Below are 24,458 nucleotides of genomic sequence, written 5' to 3'. Positions count from 1 at the left end.
TTACAAAAGAAGCGGTTTTGGAGGCCTTAAAGGGGGTTGATGACCCTGAACTCCATAAAAGTCTGGTGGATCTGGGGATGATACATGAGATAGAGATAGCTGGCGATGCCGTTAAGGTGACCGTTGCCCTGACCATGGCAGGCTGCCCCCTTAAGAATAAGATCAGAGCGGATGTCGAAGATGCGGTGCGAGCCATAAAGGGTGTAAGTCATGTTGAGGTGGTCTTGGGGACGATGACGTCTGAGGAGCGGGCAAGGCTTATGGGGGAGGCGCCATCTGAGATGGATGGAATGAAGGGCATAAAATACATTATAGCCATAGGGAGCGGCAAGGGTGGGGTTGGAAAGACCACTGTAACGGTCAATCTAGCTATAGCACTTAAGAATTTTGGGGCCAGGGTGGGCATCCTCGATGCAGACATGCACGGCCCTGACATCCCGATTATGCTAGGCATTGATGAGCATCCAGTTGGTATGGGTGGGATGCTCCTGCCTCTCGAGAAATACGGCGTCAAGATGATGTCTGCTGGCTCCCTTGCAGGGGCCGGGGCACCTATCATCTGGCGCGGGCCGCTTGTGAATAAGGCTATAAAGGAGTTTCTTGGTCATGTCATGTGGGGCGATCTTGACTATCTTCTTATAGATTTGCCGCCAGGTACAGGGGACGCCGCGATTACGGTAGCGAATACAATTCCTTTAAACGGCGTTATTATGGTGACGACCCCTCAAAAAGTGGCGCTTGAAGACGTTCGCAGGGCGATAGGTCTTTTCAGGAGTAAGGATATCAGGGTACTTGGTATAGTGGAGAATATGTCATTTTTCCGCCTGCCAGGCGAGGCAGGGGAGATGGTCGACATTTTTGGAAGCGGTGGCGGGGAGAGACTTGCCAAGGCCTTTAAGGTACCTCTCCTTGGCAAGATACCTATCGACCCGGCCATACGAAAGGGCGGAGACGAAGGGCGGCCCGTGACACTGGATGCAGGAGGCGAGGTTGCCCTTGCATTTGCCGGCATTGCAGAACAGGTGATCTCTGAGTTCAGATGCGGGCGTTAAAACGGTGGCAGATAACGGGCTGAACATATTTAATGAAATAGCCAGGGAATATGACCTGTGGTATGAAGATAACGCCATTTTTTTAAATGAATTAAACGCATTAAAATTGGCCACTTCAACCGTTGGTCTTGGTCCTGGCGTTTCCATAGAGATAGGTGTCGGCTCAGGGAGGTTCGCTCACGCCCTCTCGATCGGATTCGGCATAGACCCTGCCATTGAACCCCTCAAGATTTCAAGGTCACGCAATATCTTTGTTGTTCAGGCGCGCGCCGAGGCCGTTCCGTTTAAATCGCGCACGTTCGACAGCGTCTTCTTTATCACGTCTCTGTGTTTTGTGGATGATCATATTATGGCACTCCGCGAGGCTGCAAGGGTCGTTAAAAAGGGTGGACTGGTTATAGTGGGCCTTATACCTGGCGAATCTCCATGGGGCGTATTTTATCAGAAAAAAAAGGAAGAAGGGCACAAGGTCTATAGACATGCACGGTTTTTCAATTCAGAAGGGTTGATATTGTTGGCGATGAAAGAAGGGCTTTTGTTGAAAAGTGCAGTGTCGACACTATTTCAGCCTCCGAATGCAAGAGAATATATCTCGGAGGCCCCGAAAAACGGTGTAATCAAGGAGGGAGGATTCCATGTGCTGGTTTTTATTAATGATAATGCTTGAAGGAAGATCAAGGCCATATTGCATAATATGCATGGGGATCGGAAGTCCAGGTCTATATCCGATACGTGTATATATGTAATTGGGGATATATTTTGTCTTGAATGGTTCGGGCATGCGGATGCCATGACTGGCCTCCAGGAGACGGGTGGCAAAAGGGTGTGGGGGTTCAGGGACAGATAAAATTTTTATTAAACGAAGAGATTCAACGCCATCATGAGGTTAGGTAATGGGAAGATCGATATAGCATAGCAGGAAATCAAACAGTCTGAGATGCTCAAACAGTTCAATATGCCGAGGCCTAGTTCCTCGCCGCATTGGCCTTGCAGTCCAAAAAAACTCTATATTTTTTTTCTTTCGAGGTTATTTCGTCCTGTATGATCTTGGCAAGGTTTAAGAGATCTGCTGGCTGTATTATGAAGTCGGCACCGAGCGAAAAGGCCGTCAGTGGATTGCGGCTATAGGCGTTCGGCATGATAACTACCACAATCGACTGTCTTCTTGTATCAGGCGGCATGAAATTTATATAATCCAAAAACGCATTAATATCTTCCGTAAAGGCAGGGTCTTGTTGATGCAGAAATATGAGGTGGTATGTATTGTATTTAAGTTTTTTTATTAAATCTTTATAGTTTTCTATATATCTTGTTTCATAATTCATAGTTGATAATTGTTCTTTTATATTTGTTTTGAGTAATTCGTTTTTTGAATATACGAGAGCCGTTTTTATTTCTGGTGGGAATATCTCATGATCTTGTATTATATCTTCTATTTCTTTTATAGAAAAATTTGTAGTCATTTTGACTTCTTCCTCTCTTTTTATTGCACTTTGATTAATTGTTATTGTACTTTTACATTTTGGGCATTTTAAATAAAAACATCCTTTTTTAAATAATTTATTGTCGTCGATATAATAATGTTGTCCACATCCACTGCATGTAATTTTCATCATTATTATCTTTTTCTTTGTATATCCCAATCCATATCGATCTTTAATTCTTCGATATCTGATGTTTTTTCACCTTTGGTGTTTTTTATATGGTCTATTCCTATCCTTACAGCTGATTTGCTGGTTGCATATGTTATTGCAGTATCTTCATCTATTATACCTTCTGAGAAAAGTTTGATGATATGTTGGTCGAATGTTTGCATATGATAGCTTTTCCCAGCCTCGATGATTTCATAAAAAGTCTTTCCTTCTGATTCACCGTTTATGATAGAGTCTTTGACCCTTACATTGTTTTGCATGATTTCGAATATGGCAACGCGCCCGCCATTGATTTTCGGAAGAAGTCTCTGGCCTACAACCCATTTTAAGGAATCAGCAAGGCGAGAGCGTATTTGGCGTTCTTCTTCTGTGTCGAACATGCCGAGTATCCTGTTTATTGTATGGCCTGCGCTTATTGTATGGAGGGTCGAAAAGACCAAGTGTCCTGTTTCAGCGGCGTTGAACGCTATCTCAGCGGTCTCTCTGTCGCGCATCTCTCCTACAAGTATGACATGGGGCGCCTGACGTAGCGCCGCTCTCAGGCCGTTTGCATACGTATCAAAGTCTGTCCCAAGCTCCCTTTGATTAAATGTGGCCCTTTTCTGTTGATGCAGATATTCGATCGGGTCTTCAAGCGTGATTACATGCAGAGGGAAGTTTTCATTTATCTCATTCAATATTGTGGCTAAAGACGTAGTCTTTCCTGCGCCAGTGGCACCTGTAAAGAGGATGATCCCGTTTTTTTCCCTTGCCATCAGTTTGAAGCATTGCGGCAGACCTAATTCGTCTATGGTCGGGACCTTGTTGGCCAGGAGACGCATCACTATACTCAAGAAACCCTTTTGAGAAAATATGTTGACTCGGAAGCGCGGACCTTCTTTGATATGATAAGACAGATCGCATGAACCATGCCTAAGCAGATCCGTGATGAGGCGCCTGTTGTTGCCAAGAAGGGAAAGCGCTATCGTTTCGGTGTGGAAAGGCGTTAATTTTCCGCCGGCCAAGGGGAAGTTAGCTGCGTGAAGCTGCCCATCCGCCGCTACCTGACATGGCTTTCCTACGGTAAAATTGAGGTCTGATATCCGTGGATGGGCCGCAAGGAGTTCGTTTAGAACGATGTCCAGCTCTATCCGTCTCATCTATGCCACCTCTGTAAAATCCAATGGGGCGCTCTTTGCAAAGGGTTTAAATCTCGCCTTGTCAACGCATTTGTTGTACGCCTCATCCGGATCGATCTTCCCTGCCTGGAGGAGTTCCATAATGGCATCATCGAGGGTTTGCATCCCATATTTCTTGCCGGTCTGCATTAAAGACGGCAACTGGTATGTCTTGCCTTCACGGATGAGATTCCTCACCGCAGGGGTTGCAATGAGTATTTCAAAGGCAACGCACCTGCCCTTTATATCAATTCTTTTAAACATGGTCTGCGATATGACTGCCCTTAAGGCATCGGCAAGCGTGGCCCTTATCTGCGGTTGTTGGTGTGCAGGGAATATCTCTATCACCCTGTCAACTGTCTTTGCGGCGCTTATGGTATGGAGAGTGGCCATTACGAGGTGGCCGGTCATGGCCGCCTCTATAGCGAGTGAAATGGTTTCAAGGTCCCTCATCTCACCCACCAGGATGATGTCAGGATCCTCACGGAGCGCCCCTCGTAAGGCGGCATGGAACGACTTGGTATGGGTGCCCACCTCCCTATGGTTGATAAGACAGCCCTTGTTTTCGTGCACAAACTCGATAGGGTCTTCTATGGTGATTATATGATCCTTGCGGTGTTGGTTTGCATAGTCGATCATTGCGGCAAGCGTTGTGGACTTGCCGCTGCCTGTAGGGCCTGTGACTAGCACAAGGCCCCTTGGCAGCATGGCCAGCTTAGTGATTACAGGGGCAAGCCCAAGCTGCTCTGCCGATAGTACTCGGTTTGGGATTTCTCTAAATACAGCCCCTACACCGTATTTCTGCATGAAAAAATTCACCCTGTATCTGGCAAATCCTGGGATCTCGTAGCCGAAGTCTATATCTCCGGTCTCTTCAAAGGCCTTTATCTTGTTTTCAGGCGTTATTTCATATAGCATGGCCTTTAGCTCGTCGTTTTCCAGTACCTTGTACTTGACCCTCTGAAGATCTCCCCTTATGCGTAGTATGGGTGGAGAATTTGACGTCAGATGTAGGTCCGATGCCCCTTGTTCGTTCATAAGTTTAAAAAAAGCGTCGATCTTTGCCATTGAAGACCTTTCCTCCCTGGAATTTGAGTGCCGTTTCGATTGGATCGATAAGTAATGAGGGCGTAAATGCCATTGGGCTGCTTTTCAAATTAGATTGTAACATTAAAATTTATCGGATATACCAAAAATTAGCTTAAACCTGGTGATTAAAACAAAATATAAATAAAAAGACCACTCATGACAAATCATAAGATTTCAATTATACGCATGGAAGGGGTTTTGAAGAGATATCCTCCTGACATTGTAGCTCTTTATGATATAAATTTAGATGTGGACAAAGGCGAGTTTCTCTTCGTCACAGGCCAGAGCGGTTCGGGCAAGACCACCCTTCTGCGCCTCCTGTGTTGCGCAGACAGGCCTTCTTCAGGTGAGATATACATAGACGGCATCGCCCTCTCCACGGTTACCCCTTCGCAGCTCCCTTTTATTAGGAGAAAGATAGGGGTGATATTTCAAGACTTTAAGTTGCTTGAGCGGCGTACAGTATTTGAAAATGTAGCATTGAGCCTCGAGGTGATCGGACTTACGCGTGAACAGCTTGAGCGGCGCGTGAGACAGATCCTCGAAAGGCTTGGGCTCGGCAATAAGATGGATCGCTTTCCACTGCAGCTCTCGGGCGGTGAACAGCAAAGGGTCGCGATAGCACGGGCGGTTGCGAATCGTCCTCAGATAATATTGGCTGATGAGCCGACCGGAAATCTTGATAGATCGAGGGCCAAAGAGGTTATGTCAATACTAGAGGAGTTAAACGCAGAGGGTGCGACAGTAATATGTGCGACCCACAACGAACGCCTTTATGAACACGGTTATAAAAGGATCCTGAGATTGGTTGATGGGAAATTGACACCATGAATCTAGGCATAGCCTTTAAGAGGGCGTTTTTCGACCTCAAAAGACGCATCGTTATCCACTTAATGACCGCTGCGGTGGTCACCCTATCTGTCCTGATCTTCACCTTTTTTTATTTCATTTATTTTAATCTCGAGCATTTTGTCGAGCGGTTCGGGACCGAGTTGGGCCTTGTGGTCTTCTTAAAACAGGATGTTGTAGCGGCGCAGATTCCGGATATATATCAACGTTTTTTAAGGTTGCCCGAGGTTGAATCTGTGAAATATGTTTCCAGAGAAGAGGCCATGAGAAGGCTTGTGGCGTTTCTGAAGGACGAAAAGGATGTCTTGGAAGGGGTTGATCCTGGCTTCCTTCCCCCTTCTTTTGAATTGCAGATGAAGAAGGGGTTTCGAGCCCCTGAAAATATGCAGTCCCTTGCGGCGCAGATCGAGAAGTGGCCAGGCATATCAGAGGTCAAATACGGCAAAAAATGGATGGAAAAACTCAAGGCCTTTTTGAAGACGGCAAAGGTGGTCGTATGGATAAGTGCGATTTTTCTCTTATTGGCTGCGGCCTTTGTGGTATCGAGTACTATAAGGCTTGTATTTTATGAAAGACGGGAGGAGATAGAGATACTCAGGTTGGTTGGGGCGACCCGCGGGTTTATCCAGGGCCCGTTCCTTATCCAGGCCCTTATACAAGGCCTTCTGGGGGCGTCTTTGGCAGTATGCATCGTATTTTTCTGCTATCTTTACCTGAAAGGTCTCGTTACCGGATCCGCGTTCTTGATGGGGGTAGGGTTTTGCTTTTTGCCCTGGCTGCATGTCGCATTGATTATTATATTTAGCGGTTTCGTCTGTACTATATGGACGGCCTTTGTTATGAGGGGGCCTCTTAGTCTGTGATGATGCGCCTTTTAGCGCTTGTCCTTTTAAGCCTGGCTTTTTTTGTGGTTACTGAGGCAGGTTGTGAGGCAAGTGATCGAAACGGGAATGCCGTTTCCAAGCCTTCTGGCAACTTGGCGTTGGTGCAAAAAGAGTTTGCTGGCCAGGCGAAAAAAGTCAGCGAGCTAGAACTTAAAAGACAATCCATTCTTGATGAGCTGCGCAGATTTGATGAAAAGATTGTTAGACAGTGGACATTGATCGATAGCCTCAAAAAGAAGAGGACCGAGATGGAGTTGAGGCTTTTGGACATTAAAAACGACTATGAAAGACAATATATGGCCTTTCAGGATATCAGCAGGCATATAGAAACTAGGTTGAGGGCGATCAGTAAGGTTGGCGCAATAGGCATGCTCAATATATTATTCTCTGCATCGACGATACCTGAGATGATCTCCTATGAAAACTATATAAAATTGATACTGGATCATGATCGCAAAATAAGGGATGCATATTTGTTGCGGTTAAAGAGGCTTTATCAGACAAAAAAAGATATGGAAGATGAGGAAGGGCTTCTTGTCAAGACGGCAAAGGATATAGAGGCACAGACGTTGTTGCTTGAGACTCAAAGGAAGGAGAGACAGGCCTATCTTGCACAGATTGAAAAACAGATGGAAGGCCACAAGGCGCTTTTGCGGGACATTAAAAAAGCGGCACAATCCCTTCAGGATATTGCCGCCGGACCTGGTCAAATGGGTTCGGCTTCAGGAAGGAGAGTGGGGATTGGAGAAGGAAAGGATGCGAAGAATTACTCATTCGCAGCACAGAGGGGCGAATTGCCACTGCCTGTGGATGGGCGCATCATAATGAGCGACAGGAACGGCGGTCAGAGAAAGATGCCCGGCATTATCATTCAGGCACCTTTAGGTGCGGAAATAAGGGCTGTCTTTGATGGAAGGGTGGTATATTGTAATGAATTGCCGGGATATGGAAATGTGCTGATAATAGATCACGGCGGTGGTTATTACAGTCTCACGGCCCAGGGGAGGTTTTTCAGATCCGTTGGTGATAGGGTTATGGAAGGGGATGTCATAGGGGTTGTAGACGGCGGGCCCTTGGTGTCTGAGGGGATATATTTTGAATTGAGACATGGTAGGGTCCAAATAAATCCATTGAAATGGTTGAATGTCAAAAACTGATCATTGCTTATTGCCTATCTTTTTAAATAGTGCTTTAATGTTTGTAATTCAATCGAGGTATATAAAAGATGTTTAGGTCTCCAAGAGCCATTCGCAAGTGGGCGGTTATAGCCGCCTTTTCCCTGTTTTTTATAGCCGCCGGCATCTATCAAGCCCATTATCTGTCTGCAGCCAAGGAAGGTGGGACCTATGAGCAATTAAAGCTCTTTGCCACAGTCTTTGATCTTGTCCAACGTAACTATGTGGAGGAAGTCAATCCACAAAAACTTATATATGGCGCCATTCAGGGCATGCTTACATCGCTTGATCCCCATTCCTCTTTTCTCACACCAGATGAATATAAAGAGCTTCAAGTGGAGACCAAGGGCGTATTCTCCGGAATTGGTATAGAGATAAGCATGAAAGACGGCATAATTACGGTTGTTTCGCCCATAGAAGGCACGCCAGCTGACAAGGCAGGGCTGAAGGCGAACGACAAGATAATAAAGATAGGCAATAAGAGCACCAAAGATATGACGCTGATGGAGGCTGTAAAGCTCTTGAGGGGCGAAAGAGGCACCAAGGTCACGATCACGGTCTTCCGCGATGGATGGACGCAGCCTAAGGATTTTACCATCACGAGAGACGTAATCCCTATCAAAAGCGTGCATTCAAGGATGCTTGAAGATGGTTACGGGTATATAAGAATCAGTAATTTTCAGACCAATACGACCTCTGATTTTGAAAAGGCCTTGTCAGAGTTAGAGGGCAAGAGCGGCGGGCTCAAGGGCCTGGTTCTTGACCTGCGGAATGATCCAGGTGGTCTTCTGGATCAGGCGGTGAGTATTTCCAACGAGTTTATAAACAAAGGCCTTATTGTTTATACGGATGGCAGGATGCCCGATCAGAAGATGAGATTCGATGCCCGTCCTAAAAAACATGTCAGAAAGTACCCCATTGTGGTGTTGGTCAACGAGGGGACAGCCAGCGCCTCAGAGATAGTGGCTGGCGCGCTTCAGGACCACAAGAGGGCTATAATTATGGGCACGCAGACCTTTGGAAAGGGCTCCGTGCAGACCATTATTCCCCTGGAAGACGGTTCGGCGGTCAGGCTGACAACAGCGAGATATTATACACCGAATGGGAGATCCATCCAGGCAAAGGGGATAACGCCTGATATAGTAGTGCCCTATATACCTCAGACAAAGGCTGAAGAAAACGGCGAACCCACGCATTTCCTTAAGGAGCGGGACCTTGACGGCCATTTGCCAAGTGAAGACGATAAGACGTCCAAGACCAAAAAAGAGAGGCGTCAGATCGACGAACAGCAAAAGGGTAACATTTCGTTAGACCACAAACCGCTGGATAATCAGGTCGAAGAAGCCCTCAGGATATTAAAGGCGTGGTCTTTGTTTACTCAGCTTTCAGGAAAGACCGTTACGGCCGCAGCCGCCAACTGAGAGCCTTTGGATCTTCAAGCCATTCTTCGAGTCGACACCATTTCCTTTAGGGCGTCAGGCAAGCGGGTATGACCGGAACAAAGCCAAGGCCATCTAAGAGGCCGACCAAGAATCGGCTTTGGCACTCCATGAGTGTGGTCTTTATACTGGCGGTAATTGCAATAATAGCGGCGTTGGTGGTCTTTATATATTTGCTTCCGGCACCGGAGGTAAAGGGTCCGCAACATCAAGGCCAGCAGCCGCTCCATCCCCTGCTTGAAGAACCAGGTATAATCGTGCCGCCATCCTCTATTCAGACGAAGCCGCCTCAGGTTCGGCCAAGCCAGCCTGCAATCCCGCCTGCGAAGCCTGGGCCGCCTGCCAAGACAAGAGGAAGAGAGGCCCGGCACCCTTTGCCTCAAAAGGAAAGGCCCGAGATCGCTATTCTGATTGACGATATGGGTTATAATCTAGCTATAGACGATGCCCTTTTGTCGCTCGATGCCCCCATTTCGTTCGCCTTTCTGCCGTTGGCACCGCATACGGCAAGGCTGGCCAAAAAGGCCTCTCAAATGGGAAGGGATGTTCTCGTCCACCTTCCGCTCGAACCATTGGACCCACATATAGATCCTGGACCAGGGGCGATCAAGGTCGACATGTCGCCTGACGTCATGCTCATGATGCTCAAAAAAGACCTGGATGCTGTACCTGAGGCGATAGGGGTCAATAATCACATGGGTTCCAGATTCACCGCCGATAGACAGGCTATGGAGGTCATTATGCCGGAGATAAAAAGGCGTGGTCTTTTTTTTGTGGACAGTAAGACGAACAATAAGTCAGTAGCCTATTCTGTGGCCCGCGAGATGGGCGTGCCATCCGCGGCTAGATCGGTTTTTCTTGACCATAATCAAGACCCTTTACTCATAAAAATGGAACTTAACAAGGCTGTGCGGCTTGCAAAACATGGCAGAGGCGTTATCGTAATAGGGCACCCGCTTCCCAATACAAAAAAGGTGCTCTGCGAGGAGCTACCGATGCTGAAAAAGGAAGTGAAATTGGCGCCGATACATGCCCTTGTACGTACTGATTGATCTATTGCGGTTGCAATGACTATTTTGATTTAAAGGACTTCCATGAAATACGGCGAAAAGGCGGTGATGGAGGCGACACTTGAGCCGTGGCCTAATCCATGCCCTGAGCGGGATTATATAATTGAGATAAGTTTTCCGGAATTCACCTGCCTTTGTCCGCGTTCGGGCTACCCTGACTTTGCGACCATCAAAATACAATACATACCGAATGATTTCATAGTGGAGCTCAAGTCCCTGAAGCTCTATCTCAACAGTTTCAGGGACAGGTATATCTCCCATGAGGAGGCGGCGAATGCAATCTTTTCGGACCTCCTTGATCTTTTAAAACCGCGTTTTTTAAAACTGGAAGCCGATTTTCATCCAAGGGGCAACGTCCATACCGTTGTAAGGATTGAGACATAGATATGCCTCATGCGGTTGGCCATGTTGCCGATAAAAATCGATGCAGGCGGTCTGGCTTGTCGAATAGCTGGAGGACTGGATATTTTTGTGGTCTAACAAAAAATATTTAATTGGAGTAATTCATGGCTGAGAAAGACATAGAGAGCTTGATGCATGAAAAGAGGATCTTCAGACATCAAAGACAGGATGCCTGGATCAACAGTTTTAAGGATTATGAGGCAATTTACAGATATTCAATGGAGGATCTCGAGGGATTTTGGGCGCAAAAGGCAGAGGAATTCGTCCGCTGGGACAAGAAATGGGATAAGGTACTTGAATATGATTTTTTCAAACCCGAGATTAAGTGGTTTTTGGGCGGTAAGCTGAATGTCTCTTATAATTGTTTGGATCGCCATCTCATTGACGGCAGACGCAACAAAGCTGCGATTATCTGGCAAGGTGAACCCGAAGATGATGTCAAGGTCTATACATACCAGATGCTCCACCGCGAGGTGTGCCGTTTTGCCAATGTGTTAAAAAAGATGGGGGTCAAGAAGGGAGACAGGGTGGCGATATATATGCCGATGATCCCGGAGACCGCAATAGCTATGTTAGCGTGTGCGCGTATCGGTGCGGCGCATAGCGTGGTCTTTGCAGGCTTTAGTGCTGCAAGTTTCATGAGCCGTGTCAAGGATTGTCAGGCCGAGGTGGTTATAACCTCTGACGGTGTTTTCAGGAACGGCAGGATTATACCGCTTAAAGACCGCGTGGATGAGGCGCTCGACCAGTTTCAATGTTGTCCATTTGTGCGACATTGCCTAGTGGTGAGAAGGACTGGCTGCGACGTCACGATGAAGAGCGGGCGCGACAGATGGTGGCATGAAGAGATAGGGGCCGAGGATATATCCGATTCCTGTGAGCCGGTTTCGATGGATTCAGAAGACATGTTCTTTATACTCTACACCAGCGGCAGCACTGGTAGGCCGAAAGGGGTTGTTCACACTACTGGAGGTTACCTTACCTATGTGGCCAGTACGACCAAATGGGTCTTCGATCTCAGAGACGACGATGTCTATTGGTGCACCGCGGATGTAGGCTGGATTACAGGTCACTCGTACATCCTTTACGGACCCTTGGCTTTGGGCGGTACATCTCTTATGTTTGAGGGTATGCCGAGCTGGCCGAGACCTGACCGCTTTTGGCGTGTGGTTGAAAAGTTCAAGGTCAATATATTTTATACTGCGCCCACTGTCATACGTATGCTCATGCGAGAGGATGTAAAGTGGGTCAAGCGACACGACCTTTCCAGCTTGAGATTGCTCGGATCCGTGGGTGAACCAATCAATCCTGAGGCCTGGATGTGGTATCATGAAAATGTCGGGCAAGGCCGGATGCCAATCGTAGATACGTGGTGGCAGACGGAGACGGGCGGCATACTCATCTCGCCTATCCCTTATGCAACGCCTTTAAAGCCGGGTTCCGCAACCTTTCCTCTTCCAGGTATTGAAGCCATGATTGTAAGAGGTGATGGTACACCTGCCAATGTAAACGAAGGCGGCAACCTTGTCATAAAGCGTCCGTGGCCTGGGATGTTGAGGGGTGTATATGGGGACCCTGGTCGTTTTAAGACCCAGTATTTTGACCACTTTCCTGGTATGTATGAATCAGGCGACGGCGCGCGCCTTGATGAAGATGGGTATTTCTGGATCATGGGGCGTATCGATGACGTAATCAACGTCTCGGGTCACAGGCTCGGCACTGCGGAGATAGAGTCGGCCCTTGTGGCCCATCCTGCTGTGGCCGAGGCGGCGGTCGTAGGGATGCCGCATGAGATAAAGGGGCAGGCAATATATGCCTATGTAATCCTGAAGGCCGGTATTGCAGGGACAGAGGCCTTGAGAAAGGAATTGAAAGACCATGTCAGGAAGGAGATAGGACCCATTGCAAACCCTGAGGTGATACAGTTTGTGGAGGGGTTGCCGAAGACCAGGAGCGGCAAGATCATGCGCAGGATACTCAGAAAGATTGCTGCAGGCGATACAGGAGACTTTGGAGATACCTCTACCTTGGCGGATCCAGCTGTGATAGACTGGCTTATAAAGGGCAAGGAAGAGCTGTTTAAGACACGCTGAAACGCTGATATTGCGGAGGCATGATCAAAGTAATGGGCAAAGGCCATGATGCAAATGCGCCGAGAAGGACACATCTTGCAAATGAAAGGACGTTTCTCGCCTGGATAAGGACTGCCATCGCCATCATGGCCTTTGGTTTTCTGGTGGCAAAGCTTTCCCTTCTGACAAGACTGCTTTCCGAGACCCATCCTGAGGCTGCGACCTTTCAGTCTGACATACCCCTATATCTCGGGGCAGGCACTATAGCCATAGGCGGGCTCCTGGGTATATTTGCCGTCGTCAGGCACTATCAGATCAAGCGCCAGATAGATCAAGATACATTCAAACCGTCGATATTGCTTGATATCATGGTGGCCCTCATACTTTTGATGATTTCTTTGTTTGTCGTATTCTATCTCATACGTCTGCTTGGTTGATTGTTTGTCGGGATGGAAGGTGCAAAAGCCAAACAATCCGCCGCAGTCGATTCTTGAGCGATTTATATGCTTGACAACCTTTCTGAGGGCAAATAGAGTTTTATATTAAAATTAAACAAGACAACAGGCGCCGCGAGGCTTAATGGGGAACCCTGTGAGAATCAGGGACGGGCCCGCCGCTGTGATCGGGGACGAAGGTCGTAGTAATGCCACTGGCTTAGGCTGGGAAGGCGCGGCCGGTAGATGGATCCGAAAGTCAGAAGACCTGCCTGTTTGATAGCTGCCCTTTCGAGGCAAGGAGTGGGGCGGTTGCTGTCCTGTTCGGTAGCTGTAGGATTTAAGCGGATAAAAGGGCTATTCCGGATCCATGCACCTGTTTTCTTAAGGTGTTGATCCGGTTCTTTATTTGGAGCTCTATTCTATTAAGAGAAGGTGTCTGATGTATTGCTGGATTTTTACTGTCATAACTATTTTTTCATTTTTTATCCCGAAAACCGCCTTGGCCCAAGGGCTGATGGTCTTTTTTGTCGGGGATTCTGACGTCTATACCTGTCGGAAAGCGTTATCGTCCATTGATCTTCCTGGACTTAAGGTCTTGGTCTTAACTGAAAAGGATCTCGATGCCCCAAGGGCCTCGGCTGTGCTTTCGTCTATGGATGTAGCTGTCTTGGATGCTATGCAGGGGGGACTTACCGATTGGTTGACCTCGCATAAAAATTTAATAAATCCAATGGCTAAGATATATGCCGTCCGTTCGCCAGGCAGATCAAGGGAGTTGAAAGGTCAGGGTGTCATATTCGACGAGACGGTCAGGAGATACTTCGATTATACGAGTGAAGAAAATATCCGAGGGCTCATTCTATATCTTGCGAAGACCGATTTAGGCGTTCATGTCTCTCCGCCAGCGCCGGTCGTGCCGCCCGAAGGGGGTTTTTATCACCCCGATGCCCATGCCTTTTTCGCTGACGTCGGCGAATATGTGAACTGGTATAAAAAAACAGGCCATTTCAATGACAAAGGTCTCTGGTCACTAGTGGTCGTATTTCCAACTTTTACCGTTGATTCAAGGAAAGGGCCGCTTGACGCCCTTATAAGGGCATATGAGGCCAATGGTATAAATACGCTGACACTCCTCTATTCCCCAAAGGACGGGCCATCCGAGATAGACCGTTTGATCTCTGAACCGCCCTTAAATGACGCCCTTGGTTCCATCACGAGTTTTGTATTCAGATTCAGCTCTCTCCTTTCCCCTAGACTTTTGAAGGTACTTGAGAAGGCGAATTGCCCCGTTTTCAATCCCCAATATCTTTTTTACACATCGAGGGACGAATGGATGAAGTCGTCGCAGGGCATGGCCGCCAGCGAGATCACCATGCAGTTCTCCATGCCGGAGCTCTCTGGCCTTGTAGAACCTACTGTTGTCGGGGCGAAAGAAGATATGAGCAACGAGGGTCCGATATATGTCCCGATCAAGGATGAGATAGATATACTTGCAAGGCGGGTGGCAAGATGGCATGCGCTTAAAGAAAAACCGAATAGGGATAAAAGAATCGTCCTGATTTATTATAACCATGTCCAAGGCAAACAGAATATAGGGGCAAGCTACCTCAATGTGGCGAGGAGCATCAAGGTCATTGTTAACCGTCTGAGAGCTGAAGGATATATGATCCCGAAGGATGTAAGCGAGGACGAGATCAAGGACCTTCTTGTAAAGGTTGGGAGGAATATAGGTTCGTGGGCCCCAGGCGAGCTTGACAGATTTATGGCCAGCAATGATTATGTCGCGATCGACATGAGGCAATATAAGAGGTGGATAAAGGGAATTGACCAGGGATTCTTAAAGAAGGTCGAAAAGGATTGGGGGAGGCCTGAGGATTCAAAGATAATGACCCGCGACGGGCGGTTTATCATCCCATGCATCCGTCTGGGCAATCTGACCATTGCGCCGCAGCCTGTAAGGGGGTTCAGCGATGATCCCGACAAGCTCTATCACAGCACGATTGTCTATCCGCACCATCAATACGTGGCTTTTTATCTCTGGCTTCAAAAGGTCTTGAGGCCTGATGCCATGATAAGCCTCGGCACTCATGGTACACATGAGTGGCTGCCTGGGAAGAATGCCGGCCTCTCGGCCAGCTGCTCACCGGAGGTGCTGATAGGCGATATCCCAAATATCTATCCATATATAGTTGATGACGTGGGTGAAGGCATCCAGGCCAAGCGCAGGGGGCGGGCTGTGATAATAGACCATGCGGTCCCGCCGTTCAGGCAAGGCGGTCTCTATGCCGAGTATTCAAAGCTCGCAGCCCTCATAAGTGAGTACGAGGCATCCGATTCGAACGATATAAAGGCCGCAAGGCTTGCACGCATAGGTAAGCTTGCAACAGCGCTCGGGCTCTGTAAGGACCTCGGGGTAAAAAAAATAGATAAAGACTCAGTCAAGAGACTTGAAGACTATCTCATTGAGATAAAAACCAGCCTTGTACCGTACGGTCTCCATACCTTTGGGGAATCCCCTAAAGGTGAGGCGCTTGATGAGATGGCCGCAGCTGTTTCATCAGGTGCAAATGGTGGAAAAGATCGCTACCTTAGGCTCATTTCTGAATCGGGTCGGGATGAACTCGATGCGCTTGTCAATGCCTTAAACGGCGGTTTTATCCCGCCGGCCCCCGGCGGGGATCCGGTTCGGAACCCCGAGAGTCTACCGACAGGCAGGGACTTCTATGGCTTTGATCCGGAAAAGGTCCCGTCGAAAGAGGCGTGGGGCCAGGGGAAAAAGGCGGCGGAGGAGATTATTGATGGTTATCGAAAGGCTCACGGCGGCAGGTATCCCGAAAAGACAGCCATAGTCCTCTGGGCCGTCGAGACTATGAGAAACGAGGGGGTGAACGAGGCGACCGCACTCTATCTCATGGGCATGAGACCCATATGGGATCGTAGGGACAAGGTAAAGGGCGTCGAGCCTATTTCGGCCACAGAATTGAACAGGCCGAGGCTTGATGTGCTTTTGCAGATGTCTGGTCTTTACAGGGATACCTTCCCATCGGTTGCGCTCCTTCTTGACAAGGCGGTGAAAGAAGCCGCTGTACTCACAGACGTTGAGAACTATATCAAGGATCACACCGAGGCGCTTAAAAAGACCCTCATAAAGGCGGGTTATACCAGAGCCGAGGCCGATAAACTCTCGACAGTTCGTATATTTTCCGAAAGACCTGGGGCATATGGTACAAAGGTAGCCGAGATGACCGGCGCAAGTGGTCTTTGGGAGGATGATTCAAAGATCGCTCAGGCGTTTATGAACATGGTCTCATTCGGTTATTCAAAAGACATGTGGGGGCAGGATGCAAAAGCTGTGTTCCGCTCACAGCTCAAGGATGTAAGCGTCACCGTCCAGTCGCGCTCTTCGAATCTCTACGGCCTTATGGACAACGATGACGTCTTTCAGTATCTTGGCGGACTCAATATGGCCGTAAAAAAGATCTCTGGGAAGGCGCCGGATAGCCTCATATCCGATCAGAAAGATCCTCGAAACAGCCGAATGGAACCCCTTTCCCTAGCTATAGGTACGGAGCTCAGGGCTAGGTATCTGAACCCTGTCTGGATAGAAGGTATGAAGAAGGAGGGTTATGCCGGGGCGCGTGAGATGTCTAGGTTTGTGGATAACATGTGGGGGTGGCAGGTGACTACCCCTGAGATGATAGACAGGGCCAAATGGGACGAGGTCTATTCAGTATATGTGGAAGATAAATACAGGTTGGGACTTAAAGAATTCTTCTCAAGGGAAAATCCATGGGCATATCAGTCTATTACTGGGCGGATGCTTGAGGCGGCAAGAAAGGGCTATTGGAAGGCCGACGACAGGACATTGATGAGGCTTTCAAAAGAATATGCACTGGATGTGATTAACAAGGGTGTGGCGTGCTGTGATCATACATGCAATAATCCCCTTTTAAATCAGATGGTGGTTAATATTATATCCATCCCAGGTGTCATGGCCCCGAAGCTCGTTGAGCGGTTCAAACTCGCCATACAAAAGGCGACCGGGAAGACCATCGATGCCCAGGTCAAGCAGAGGATCGATCTCCTCACTAGACTGGGGAATAGGGCCATCCTGGTGTCAGATGAAAGGCCTTCATACGATCCGTGGGTCAAGGCCAGGGCAACGATCGGCGAGACGACAGGAAACGATAAAGGAGGGGTTGGAACTGAGGGCATAAAAGGTACGCATAGCATCCAAAATGCCTCCAAAAAGGCTGATGTCAAGGGGTATAAGGTGAAAGAGCTTGGTCAAAGGGATAAGAAAGAAAGGGCGGACAAGGCCGATGTCTCTTCATCGGGTGTCCAGTGGGCTGCGGCCGTCTTCGTCATGGGGATTGTGGTGCTCGTAGTCCTTGGGATATACAGACAAAAAAGGAGATGATTTATCATGGAGCTTAAGGCGCTTATTCTTGGCCTGCTCTTTAGTATAGGGATCTTTGCCTTAAAGAGCGGGACGGGGTTGTATTACGCCGCAATCCAAAAAAAAGGCATTTTCGGTAAGACGTTGCTCGTCTTGACCTTCATTGCCGTATATGTAGGGCTGTTCGGGCTTTCGTTTTTTGTCTTGGGGCGGATTAATCTTGTTCGTCATCTCGATTTTATAAACGGTCTTTTGAGGGCCGGGATGCTTATCCATCTTGTCCTGGCAGCATTTACGGCCGTTTGGGGTGTAGTCCTCCTTAAAGAAGGCAGCCGATACAGCCTTGGCTGGCTCACCCTTTCTGTGCCATGCCCTGTCTGCATGATCGTCATATTTTCGACCAGTGCCTTTTTGATGAGTATATTTCCGGAGGCCTTGGGCACGGCGTTTTATCTTGCAACCGGCAGTTTTGTGGCCGTCGTTCTCTTTACGTTTTTCGTGATGCATTCGGCGCGAAAGGGCCTCAAGGGCTCGCCTGAGTCGCTTTTAGGCGGGGCCATGCTGGCGATTTCAGGCTATTTTATCCTGTCCGCCATGATAATCCCCCAGGTTTCTGATATTGAGCGGATATATCGGCTTTCCATGCAAAATGCAGCACAAAATACAGGTCGTGGCCTTACTACCGTCTTGATCTTGTTTCTTTTGACCGCTGTCCCAGGATTTTTTTGGACCCTCATGAAGATAAGGAGGATCAAGACTTGGACGTAGAGGCAATCCTCAAATCATTTCTCTATATTATTTCCTCCACCCTTTTTCTGCCAGTTATCTTTATATTATCCATGCTCGTGATCTGGATATGTATATATTCGGGTTCCTTTTTTGCAGAATGGCTTGAGAGGGCAAGGCTTACAAGGTGCGATCCATCGGCCTTGCCCGATATTATAAAGAATGGCGGCCGGTTCGATATGCTTTCTCACAGCGTCAAGGGCTTTATCGCCAAGCTCGAAGACTTAATAGGCAACGGTGTACTTTCATCGCTTTCCGTTGAGAATCTGGTTTACGATTACACCATCAGACTCTCGAAATCCCTTGATCATCTGCGCCTGCTCATACGGCTTGGTCCAGGACTTGGGCTTCTTGGAACCCTTATACCGATGGGTACTGGCCTTTCCGCCTTGAGCCAGGGAGATATGACCAGGCTTTCAGCGGACCTTGTCGTGGCCTTTACAACAACCATCGTAGGTCTTGCCATAGGGCTTATGGCCTTTTTCTTTTACACAGTTAAGCGCAGATGGGTGGAAGAAGATATAAAGAATATCGAACTTACGGCCGAGATACTAATGGAGAGCGATGTCAGAGATGTATCTTAGACGAAGGCGTTTTTTCAAAAGGATATTGACAGTAAAAGACGATCCGCGCGACGGCGACGATGATCCGCTCGCAGGTCTTGTAAATCTCTTTGATCTAAGCGTAGTATTCATAGCAAGTCTCATTCTTACTCTCTTCTCCGTCTACAGAATGCAGGACCTCTTTAGTGAAAAGGCAGAATTTACTATCATGAAGCAGTCAAAAGATGGCCGGCTTGAGATCATTACTAAAAAAGGCAAAAAAGTTACTGCAATGAAGGTCGAGAAAGAGAAGGCCGAGGGCAGGGGGGAGCGTCTCGGCACTGCGTACAGGCTTGAAGACGGGAGTCTTGTCTATGTGCCTGAACAATGATAGATCAAAGATCCCGATCGTGCTTACCGCCTTTGGAACCACTAGTCGGGCTATGAAGACTTATGCTGTCGTGGATAAGGTCGTTAGGATGCATTTCCCTGGGCATGATATACGTTGGGCGTATACTTCCCGCGTAGTCAAAGATTCTGCGCGGAAAGAGGGCAGAGAGATAAAGTCGCCGTCTGAGGTCTTGAATGACCTGGCTGCTGAAGGCCATTCATGGGCGGTGGTACAGTCCCTTCATCTCCTATGCGGCCATGAGTTTTATCGTATGATTGATGAGGTAAGTAACCATATTGTACGTGTATCGGTAGGCCTGCCCCTTCTCTCCTCACCGATGGATTATGGGCGCATGGCGGACGTCATCGGTCGTGCATTTCCCGCCTATGATCTTGAGGCGACGGTCCTGATCGGGCATGGCACGGATCACCCTGCATGGTCGAGTTATCTTGCGTTTTTATGGGTGTTGAGGCGGCGTTTCGGGCCGAGGTTTTTTATCGGCGTGATAGAAGATGGTATGCCGACCATGGAAGACACGTTAAAGACTGTTATGGAGGCAGGTTTTTTAAAAGTTAGGCTTGTGCCGTTGCTCCTTGTTGCTGGGCGGCATTTCCAAGAGGATTTGGCTGGAAGCGGCGGCTCCTGGAAATGTATGTTTGAACAGGTCGGGCTGGAGACCGTCGTCCATTGCGATGGTATCGGCGAATTGCCCGGGGTGGCCGATGTATTTTGTGGGCATATACAAGATGCCATTGAGGTGGTTCTTTAACTTTTCGATTGATAACTGGCGGCAAGACGGTCGGTCTTCTCATGCACCGTCAAGTCCGCTCTTTTCCTTTTCCATGAAGTAACCTTGTGGATCTTGATAGTAGTACTGCATATCAATGAGCATCCCGTGATGGGCCCTTTCTTCGCTCAGCATTTTTTGGAGAAAGGCCTTCTCGGCCTGACCGTCGGCCTCGTCTAGGCGTTTTGCATAAAAGTCCATGGCGGCCTTTTCGAGTCCGATCCCGATCTGGAGTGCCTCTGTCACGCCTGTTGCTGTTTTGACGGAGGGGCCATACTTCTTGGCCGCCTTTGCAAACGTCTTTTCAGCATCTATCTGTTTCTGTTCATAGAGCCTGCATGCGGCAGGCCATCCGCCGTTGGATTCCAGAAAATTATTTATCTCCTCTATTTCCTTCTTATGCCCTGTTTCATCTTCCAGGATGGCGAGGAATATCTCTTTCCCTGGTCCGTCAGGGCAGTTGTCGGCGGCCTTGCGGAAAAATTCCAGTTCTTTTTCTTCCATCCGCATGGCGGCACATAGCATGTCCGTTACCCTGTTATGTTTTCGAGCCATACCCATCCTCCTTTGCCTGCCGGTCTGTTTATATTTTGAGACCATGGTTTTGTTTATCTGTTTTTAAAACCTAAAATAATTTGCATCGTTATGTCTAGAGCAGGATATTTGGGTTTGAAAGGATCGCAGGATTTTATTGAAATATCCGGTAACGCCATGTAGAGTCTGTGAGATTAAGAATAACTGTCGTGGGGGATTTTGTTATGCTCACACCAGTGATATTGTCCGGCGGAGCTGGGACGAGGCTCTGGCCGGTATCAAGGCTTGCGCATCCTAAACCGTTTATGAAGCTGAAAGACGGTCTGAGTCTTCTTCAGAAGACGCTGATGAGGGCGATCGGGCTTAATGGAGTCAGAAAGGTCCTGACAATTACCAATCGCAACTATTATTTCAAAACGCGCGATGAATACGGCGCGCTCAGGCCTGATCCGACCCTTGTTTTTGATTATCTGCTTGAGCCTGTCGGAAGGAATACCGCCCCTGCCGTTGCGATGGCTGCTGTCAGACTGATGGAGACCGAGGGGTCTGACGCAGTGATGTTCATCATGCCGGCCGACCACCTTATTGAAGGCAAAGCGGCCTTTGCAGCTGCCGCTGACAAGGCGTATAAATTGGCCATGGAAGACTATATTGTGACCTTTGGGATCAGACCGTCACGTCCCGAGCCTGGCTTCGGTTACATAGAAATGGGTTCACAGCTTGATGAACACGGCTTCTGTGTTAGGCGCTTTATAGAAAAGCCTACGCTCAAGGATGCCGAAGACTATCTTGCATCAGGGTTTTTCTTCTGGAATTCCGGGATGTTTTGCATTAAGGCAGCCCGATATCTTGATGCCCTTAAATGTTACAGCCCGGACGTGCACGCCGTTTGCTTTGAGTGCAAGGACAGGACCGATTGGAACGCGCAGCCAGTTGAGCTCGACGCCGTGAGTTTTAGTTCGATGCCAGATATATCCATTGATTATGCCGTGATGGAAAAGGCGGATCGTATAGCCATGGTGCCAGGCGACTTTGGATGGAACGACATTGGTTCATGGAAGGCCGTGAGCGGTCTGATCGAACCGGACGAGACAGGAAACCGCGTGGACGGGGATGCCGTGTTGATAGATACCGAGAATTGTTACATTCAAAGCGATAGACTTATCGCTGCGATAGGCCTTAAAGACATGGTGCTGATCGATACCCCCGACGCCCTCCTTGTGGCAGACATTGAGCGCACTCAGGATGTAAAAGAGGTTGTTGGTCGGCTCAAAAAGGCAGACCATGAGACATACCGCCTTCACCGGACGGTCCATAGACCTTGGGGGACATATACGGTCCTTGAAGAGAGGGACAGGTTCAAGATAAAGCGTATCGTCGTAAAACCAGGGGCTGCGCTTTCGCTGCAAATGCACCACCACAGGAGTGAACACTGGATAGTGGTTTCAGGGACCGCAAAGGTGATAAATGGAAAGGATGAAAGACTGGTGAGGGTGAATGAATCAACCTATATCCCGGCCGGAAACCGTCACAGGCTCATAAATCCGGGTATGATCGACCTGGTGATGATAGAGGTGCAAACCGGTGAATATCTTGAAGAAGATGATATTGTGAGATTCGATGACCAATATGGCAGGGGACAGGAACAGCCTTAAGCTTATTTTTAGAGACGCCTCTTAATTGTGACAGTGTGTTGATTATGGCCTATCTATTTGTCGGTGCAGGGGGTTTTTTTGGAGCCGTTGTACGTTATGTCTTGGCTATGTGGATCGGTCAGAGATGGGGTAGGAGTTTCCCGCTGGGTACATTTTTCATCAACATAAGCGGCTGCTTTCTTATAGGCTTTCTTATGCAGCTCCTGACCGAAAGGTTTATGGTCAGCCCGCAGTGGAGGCTGTTTCTAGTGGTTGGTTTTGTAGGCGCCTATACGACCTTTTCCACCTTTCTGTATGAAACGAGCAATCTTTTGAAGGATGGCGAGTGGTTTTTTGCCATATTAAATGTAACATCAAGCGTTATTACTGGTTTTGTGGCGCTGAAGCTTGGCGAAATGCTTGCAAAGACTATATAGGAGTTGGCATGCTTATAAAGGGACCAGCTAAGAAGCTTGTTATTTATGTGGATGAAACAGACAAGTTCGGCGGTAAGCCAATATATGAGGTTTTGATGGATCTGTTTTATAGGAATAAAATAGCTGGTGTAAGTATATTTAGAGGCATGGCCGGCTACGGAACGGACGGGGTATTCCATACATCAAAGATATTGGAATTATCAACCACTATGCCACTTAAAATCGAGGTGGTTGAAAGTGAAGAGATGATTAGCAAAATTTTGCCTGATGTCTATACAATAGTAGAAAAAGGTCTAGTAGAAATAAGCGATACGACTGTCTTTAAGTGTTGCCGCAAGAGATTGGATGAAGGGAAGAAAAATGAAAAGGGGAAGAATATGAAACTAGAAGGTAAGGCAAAGATGCTAAGAATAATTGTAAATGAAGATGATAAATGGGAAGGCGTACCATTATATGAAGTTATTGTAAAAAGGATGATGATGATGGATATTGCAGGCGCAACTATTTATAAGGCAATAGCCGGATTTGGACCGCACAAGCGATATCATAAGAAAAAAACACTGACGACTACCGGTGAGTTGCCGATCTTAATCACAGTTATTGATTCAGAGGAGAATATAAACAAAATATTACCTATTCTTGATGATATAGTAAAAGAAGGGTTAGTTGTTCTATCAGATGTAAATGTAATAAAATATATTCACAGACATTCTGATGCCATAGAAACCAAACTGATCTAAGTGTATCTGCGAGTCCATATAGTTATCGCCCAAGCCCCCTATATCTCATCCTCTGCGGCGTATCGGCTCCTAGACCAAGCCTCTTTTCCCTGGCTAGTTCATAGTCGGAGGAGTTGCCTTCGAAGCAAGTCACTTGCCCGTCGCCTTCAAATGCCATGATGTGTGTTGCAACACGGTCAAGAAACCATCGGTCATGGCTGACTATGACGGTACTCCTCGTAAAGTCGTTTAAGGCGTCTTCCAGGGCCCGAAGTGTATTTACATCAAGGTCGTTCGTGGGTTCATCGAGCAGGATTACATTCGCTCCGAGGGTCAACATCTTTGCAAGATAGACACGATTTCGTTCGCTGCCCGAGAGGTCCCTTATCTTTTTTGTCGATCGGGTCTCAAAAAATTGAAACTGGCACAGTATGCCCGGACGCTTTTTTCTGTATTTAACCCCTCTCGCACCTGATCCACATAGGCCATCTTTACCGTCTGGCCGGTGATTACTGAACCGCTGTCTGGCTGCTCGATACCTGCTATCAATTTAAACAAGGTGCTTTTCCCTGTACCATTTGGCCCGATGACACCAATGATCCCACCCGGCGGCACGGAAAAGTTTAAATTTTTAATGAGCAGGCGGTCACTTTTGGCCTTTAAGACATCATTGAATTTGATTACTATATTGCGCCTAGCCGCGCCCCCGCTGGGATATATATTTCCCTTTCCTCCCTTGCCTTTTCATGTTCCTGGCCAAGGAGTTTCTCATATGAGTTGATCCTCGCCTTGCCCTTGGTCTGTTGCGCCTTTGGGGTCATTTTTATCCATTTAAGTTCTCGTTCAAGGGTTTTTTGTCGCTTTGTTTCCACCCTTTCCTCCATGGCGAGACGCTCTCTTTTTTGTTCAAGCCACGAGGAATAGTTACCTTTCCATGGGATCCCATGACCG

At 47.9% G+C, this 24,458-nt stretch carries 22 protein-coding genes, 1 pseudogene and 1 riboswitch; of the genes and pseudogenes, 18 read left to right on the top strand and 5 right to left on the bottom strand.

Annotated features, from left to right (window positions below):
• Both ACP5SG_RS05685 and ACP5SG_RS05680 read left to right on the top strand, forming a co-directional pair.
• On the top strand, window positions 1-1,052 hold a 1,052-nt coding region (locus ACP5SG_RS05685; RefSeq protein ID WP_428122776.1), incomplete at its 5' end, for an Mrp/NBP35 family ATP-binding protein.
• 4 nt (window positions 1,053-1,056) lie between these two features.
• The gene (locus ACP5SG_RS05680) at window positions 1,057-1,719 is read left to right on the top strand and encodes a class I SAM-dependent methyltransferase (RefSeq protein WP_428122773.1); all 663 of its coding nucleotides are present in this window, start codon (window positions 1,057-1,059) and stop codon (window positions 1,717-1,719) included.
• A 298-nt stretch (window positions 1,720-2,017) separates the two neighbouring features.
• On the opposite strand, the gene ACP5SG_RS05675 is transcribed toward ACP5SG_RS05680, so the two are convergent.
• The 3 genes from ACP5SG_RS05675 to ACP5SG_RS05665 form a co-directional block, all read right to left on the bottom strand.
• Window positions 2,018-2,377, bottom strand: coding sequence for a hypothetical protein (locus ACP5SG_RS05675; RefSeq protein ID WP_428122769.1), 360 nt, complete (start codon window positions 2,375-2,377; stop codon window positions 2,018-2,020).
• A 293-nt stretch (window positions 2,378-2,670) separates the two neighbouring features.
• Complete coding sequence (locus ACP5SG_RS05670; protein WP_237887700.1) at window positions 2,671-3,843, bottom strand: type IV pilus twitching motility protein PilT; 1,173 nt, start codon at window positions 3,841-3,843, stop codon at window positions 2,671-2,673.
• Window positions 3,844-4,929 carry a type IV pilus twitching motility protein PilT gene (locus ACP5SG_RS05665; RefSeq protein ID WP_237887701.1) on the bottom strand — a complete coding sequence of 362 codons (1,086 nt, stop codon included), beginning with the start codon at window positions 4,927-4,929 and terminating at the stop codon, window positions 3,844-3,846. It lies immediately after the preceding gene.
• Window positions 4,930-5,106: 177 nt separating this feature from the next.
• Here ACP5SG_RS05665 and ftsE point away from each other — a divergent pair, with 177 nt between their 5' ends.
• The 13 genes from ftsE to ACP5SG_RS05600 all read left to right on the top strand — a co-directional run bounded on the left by ftsE (window position 5,107) and on the right by ACP5SG_RS05600 (window position 20,165).
• Entirely contained in the window at window positions 5,107-5,781 is a 675-nt protein-coding gene (gene ftsE, locus ACP5SG_RS05660) for a cell division ATP-binding protein FtsE (RefSeq protein ID WP_237887703.1), read from the top strand.
• Window positions 5,778-6,662 carry a cell division protein FtsX gene (locus tag ACP5SG_RS05655; protein WP_424661295.1) on the top strand — a complete coding sequence of 295 codons (885 nt, stop codon included), beginning with the start codon at window positions 5,778-5,780 and terminating at the stop codon, window positions 6,660-6,662. Before ftsE ends, ACP5SG_RS05655 begins: the two co-directional genes overlap by 4 nt.
• Window positions 6,662-7,840, top strand: a complete 1,179-nt coding sequence (locus tag ACP5SG_RS05650; protein ID WP_428122761.1) for a murein hydrolase activator EnvC family protein — start codon at window positions 6,662-6,664, stop codon at window positions 7,838-7,840. The genes ACP5SG_RS05655 and ACP5SG_RS05650 overlap by 1 nt, the downstream gene beginning before the upstream one ends.
• A gap of 68 nt (window positions 7,841-7,908) precedes the next feature.
• Window positions 7,909-9,279, top strand: a complete 1,371-nt coding sequence (locus tag ACP5SG_RS05645) for a S41 family peptidase (RefSeq protein ID WP_237887708.1) — start codon at window positions 7,909-7,911, stop codon at window positions 9,277-9,279.
• Window positions 9,280-9,347: 68 nt separating this feature from the next.
• A complete protein-coding gene (locus ACP5SG_RS05640) occupies window positions 9,348-10,349 on the top strand; it encodes a divergent polysaccharide deacetylase family protein (protein ID WP_424661296.1) in 1,002 nt (333 codons plus the stop codon).
• A 42-nt stretch (window positions 10,350-10,391) separates the two neighbouring features.
• Window positions 10,392-10,751, top strand: coding sequence for a preQ(1) synthase (gene queF, locus ACP5SG_RS05635; RefSeq protein WP_237887712.1), 360 nt, complete (start codon window positions 10,392-10,394; stop codon window positions 10,749-10,751).
• Window positions 10,752-10,873: 122 nt separating this feature from the next.
• Window positions 10,874-12,862, top strand: a complete 1,989-nt coding sequence (acs, locus tag ACP5SG_RS05630; protein WP_237887714.1) for an acetate--CoA ligase — start codon at window positions 10,874-10,876, stop codon at window positions 12,860-12,862.
• A 20-nt stretch (window positions 12,863-12,882) separates the two neighbouring features.
• Window positions 12,883-13,278: a YidH family protein gene (locus tag ACP5SG_RS05625; protein WP_237887716.1), complete on the top strand. Its 396-nt coding sequence runs from the start codon at window positions 12,883-12,885 to the stop codon at window positions 13,276-13,278.
• A 108-nt stretch (window positions 13,279-13,386) separates the two neighbouring features.
• Window positions 13,387-13,565: riboswitch (cobalamin riboswitch) on the top strand.
• Window positions 13,566-13,717: 152 nt separating this feature from the next.
• Window positions 13,718-17,698 carry a cobaltochelatase subunit CobN gene (locus ACP5SG_RS05620; protein ID WP_424661297.1) on the top strand — a complete coding sequence of 1,327 codons (3,981 nt, stop codon included), beginning with the start codon at window positions 13,718-13,720 and terminating at the stop codon, window positions 17,696-17,698.
• A gap of 6 nt (window positions 17,699-17,704) precedes the next feature.
• A complete protein-coding gene (locus ACP5SG_RS05615; RefSeq protein WP_237887719.1) occupies window positions 17,705-18,445 on the top strand; it encodes a DUF2162 family putative transporter in 741 nt (246 codons plus the stop codon).
• Window positions 18,436-19,047, top strand: a complete 612-nt coding sequence (locus ACP5SG_RS05610) for a MotA/TolQ/ExbB proton channel family protein (RefSeq protein ID WP_237887721.1) — start codon at window positions 18,436-18,438, stop codon at window positions 19,045-19,047. Before ACP5SG_RS05615 ends, ACP5SG_RS05610 begins: the two co-directional genes overlap by 10 nt.
• The gene (locus tag ACP5SG_RS05605; RefSeq protein WP_424661298.1) at window positions 19,037-19,396 is read left to right on the top strand and encodes a DUF2149 domain-containing protein; all 360 of its coding nucleotides are present in this window, start codon (window positions 19,037-19,039) and stop codon (window positions 19,394-19,396) included. The genes ACP5SG_RS05610 and ACP5SG_RS05605 overlap by 11 nt, the downstream gene beginning before the upstream one ends.
• The gene (locus ACP5SG_RS05600) at window positions 19,380-20,165 is read left to right on the top strand and encodes a sirohydrochlorin cobaltochelatase (RefSeq protein ID WP_428122749.1); all 786 of its coding nucleotides are present in this window, start codon (window positions 19,380-19,382) and stop codon (window positions 20,163-20,165) included. The genes ACP5SG_RS05605 and ACP5SG_RS05600 overlap by 17 nt, the downstream gene beginning before the upstream one ends.
• A gap of 39 nt (window positions 20,166-20,204) precedes the next feature.
• On the opposite strand, the gene ACP5SG_RS05595 is transcribed toward ACP5SG_RS05600, so the two are convergent.
• Window positions 20,205-20,738 (bottom strand): ferritin family protein, encoded by a 534-nt coding sequence (locus ACP5SG_RS05595; RefSeq protein WP_237887727.1) that lies wholly within the window; start codon window positions 20,736-20,738, stop codon window positions 20,205-20,207.
• A gap of 203 nt (window positions 20,739-20,941) precedes the next feature.
• On the opposite strand from ACP5SG_RS05595, the gene ACP5SG_RS05590 reads away from it, so the two are divergent.
• Genes ACP5SG_RS05590 through ACP5SG_RS05580 form a run of 3 tightly spaced genes read left to right on the top strand, consistent with a single transcriptional unit; the run spans window position 20,942 to window position 23,528 of the window.
• On the top strand, window positions 20,942-22,372 hold the full coding sequence (locus ACP5SG_RS05590) for a mannose-1-phosphate guanylyltransferase/mannose-6-phosphate isomerase (RefSeq protein WP_237887729.1): 1,431 nt from the start codon (window positions 20,942-20,944) through the stop codon (window positions 22,370-22,372).
• Between the two features lie 44 nt (window positions 22,373-22,416).
• The gene (gene crcB, locus ACP5SG_RS05585; protein ID WP_237887731.1) at window positions 22,417-22,788 is read left to right on the top strand and encodes a fluoride efflux transporter CrcB; all 372 of its coding nucleotides are present in this window, start codon (window positions 22,417-22,419) and stop codon (window positions 22,786-22,788) included.
• 8 nt (window positions 22,789-22,796) lie between these two features.
• Window positions 22,797-23,528, top strand: a complete 732-nt coding sequence (locus tag ACP5SG_RS05580) for a DUF190 domain-containing protein (RefSeq protein ID WP_237887733.1) — start codon at window positions 22,797-22,799, stop codon at window positions 23,526-23,528.
• Window positions 23,529-23,550: 22 nt separating this feature from the next.
• On the opposite strand, the pseudogene ACP5SG_RS05575 reads toward ACP5SG_RS05580, so the two are convergent.
• Window positions 23,551-24,458: pseudogene (locus ACP5SG_RS05575) on the bottom strand (ATP-binding cassette domain-containing protein); the annotation flags it as partial.

The sequence above is a fragment of the Dissulfurimicrobium sp. genome (assembly GCF_049968175.1).
Taxonomy (GTDB): domain Bacteria; phylum Desulfobacterota; class Dissulfuribacteria; order Dissulfuribacterales; family Sh68; genus Dissulfurimicrobium; species Dissulfurimicrobium hydrothermale.
This window is presented reverse-complemented; position numbering and strand designations above follow the sequence as displayed.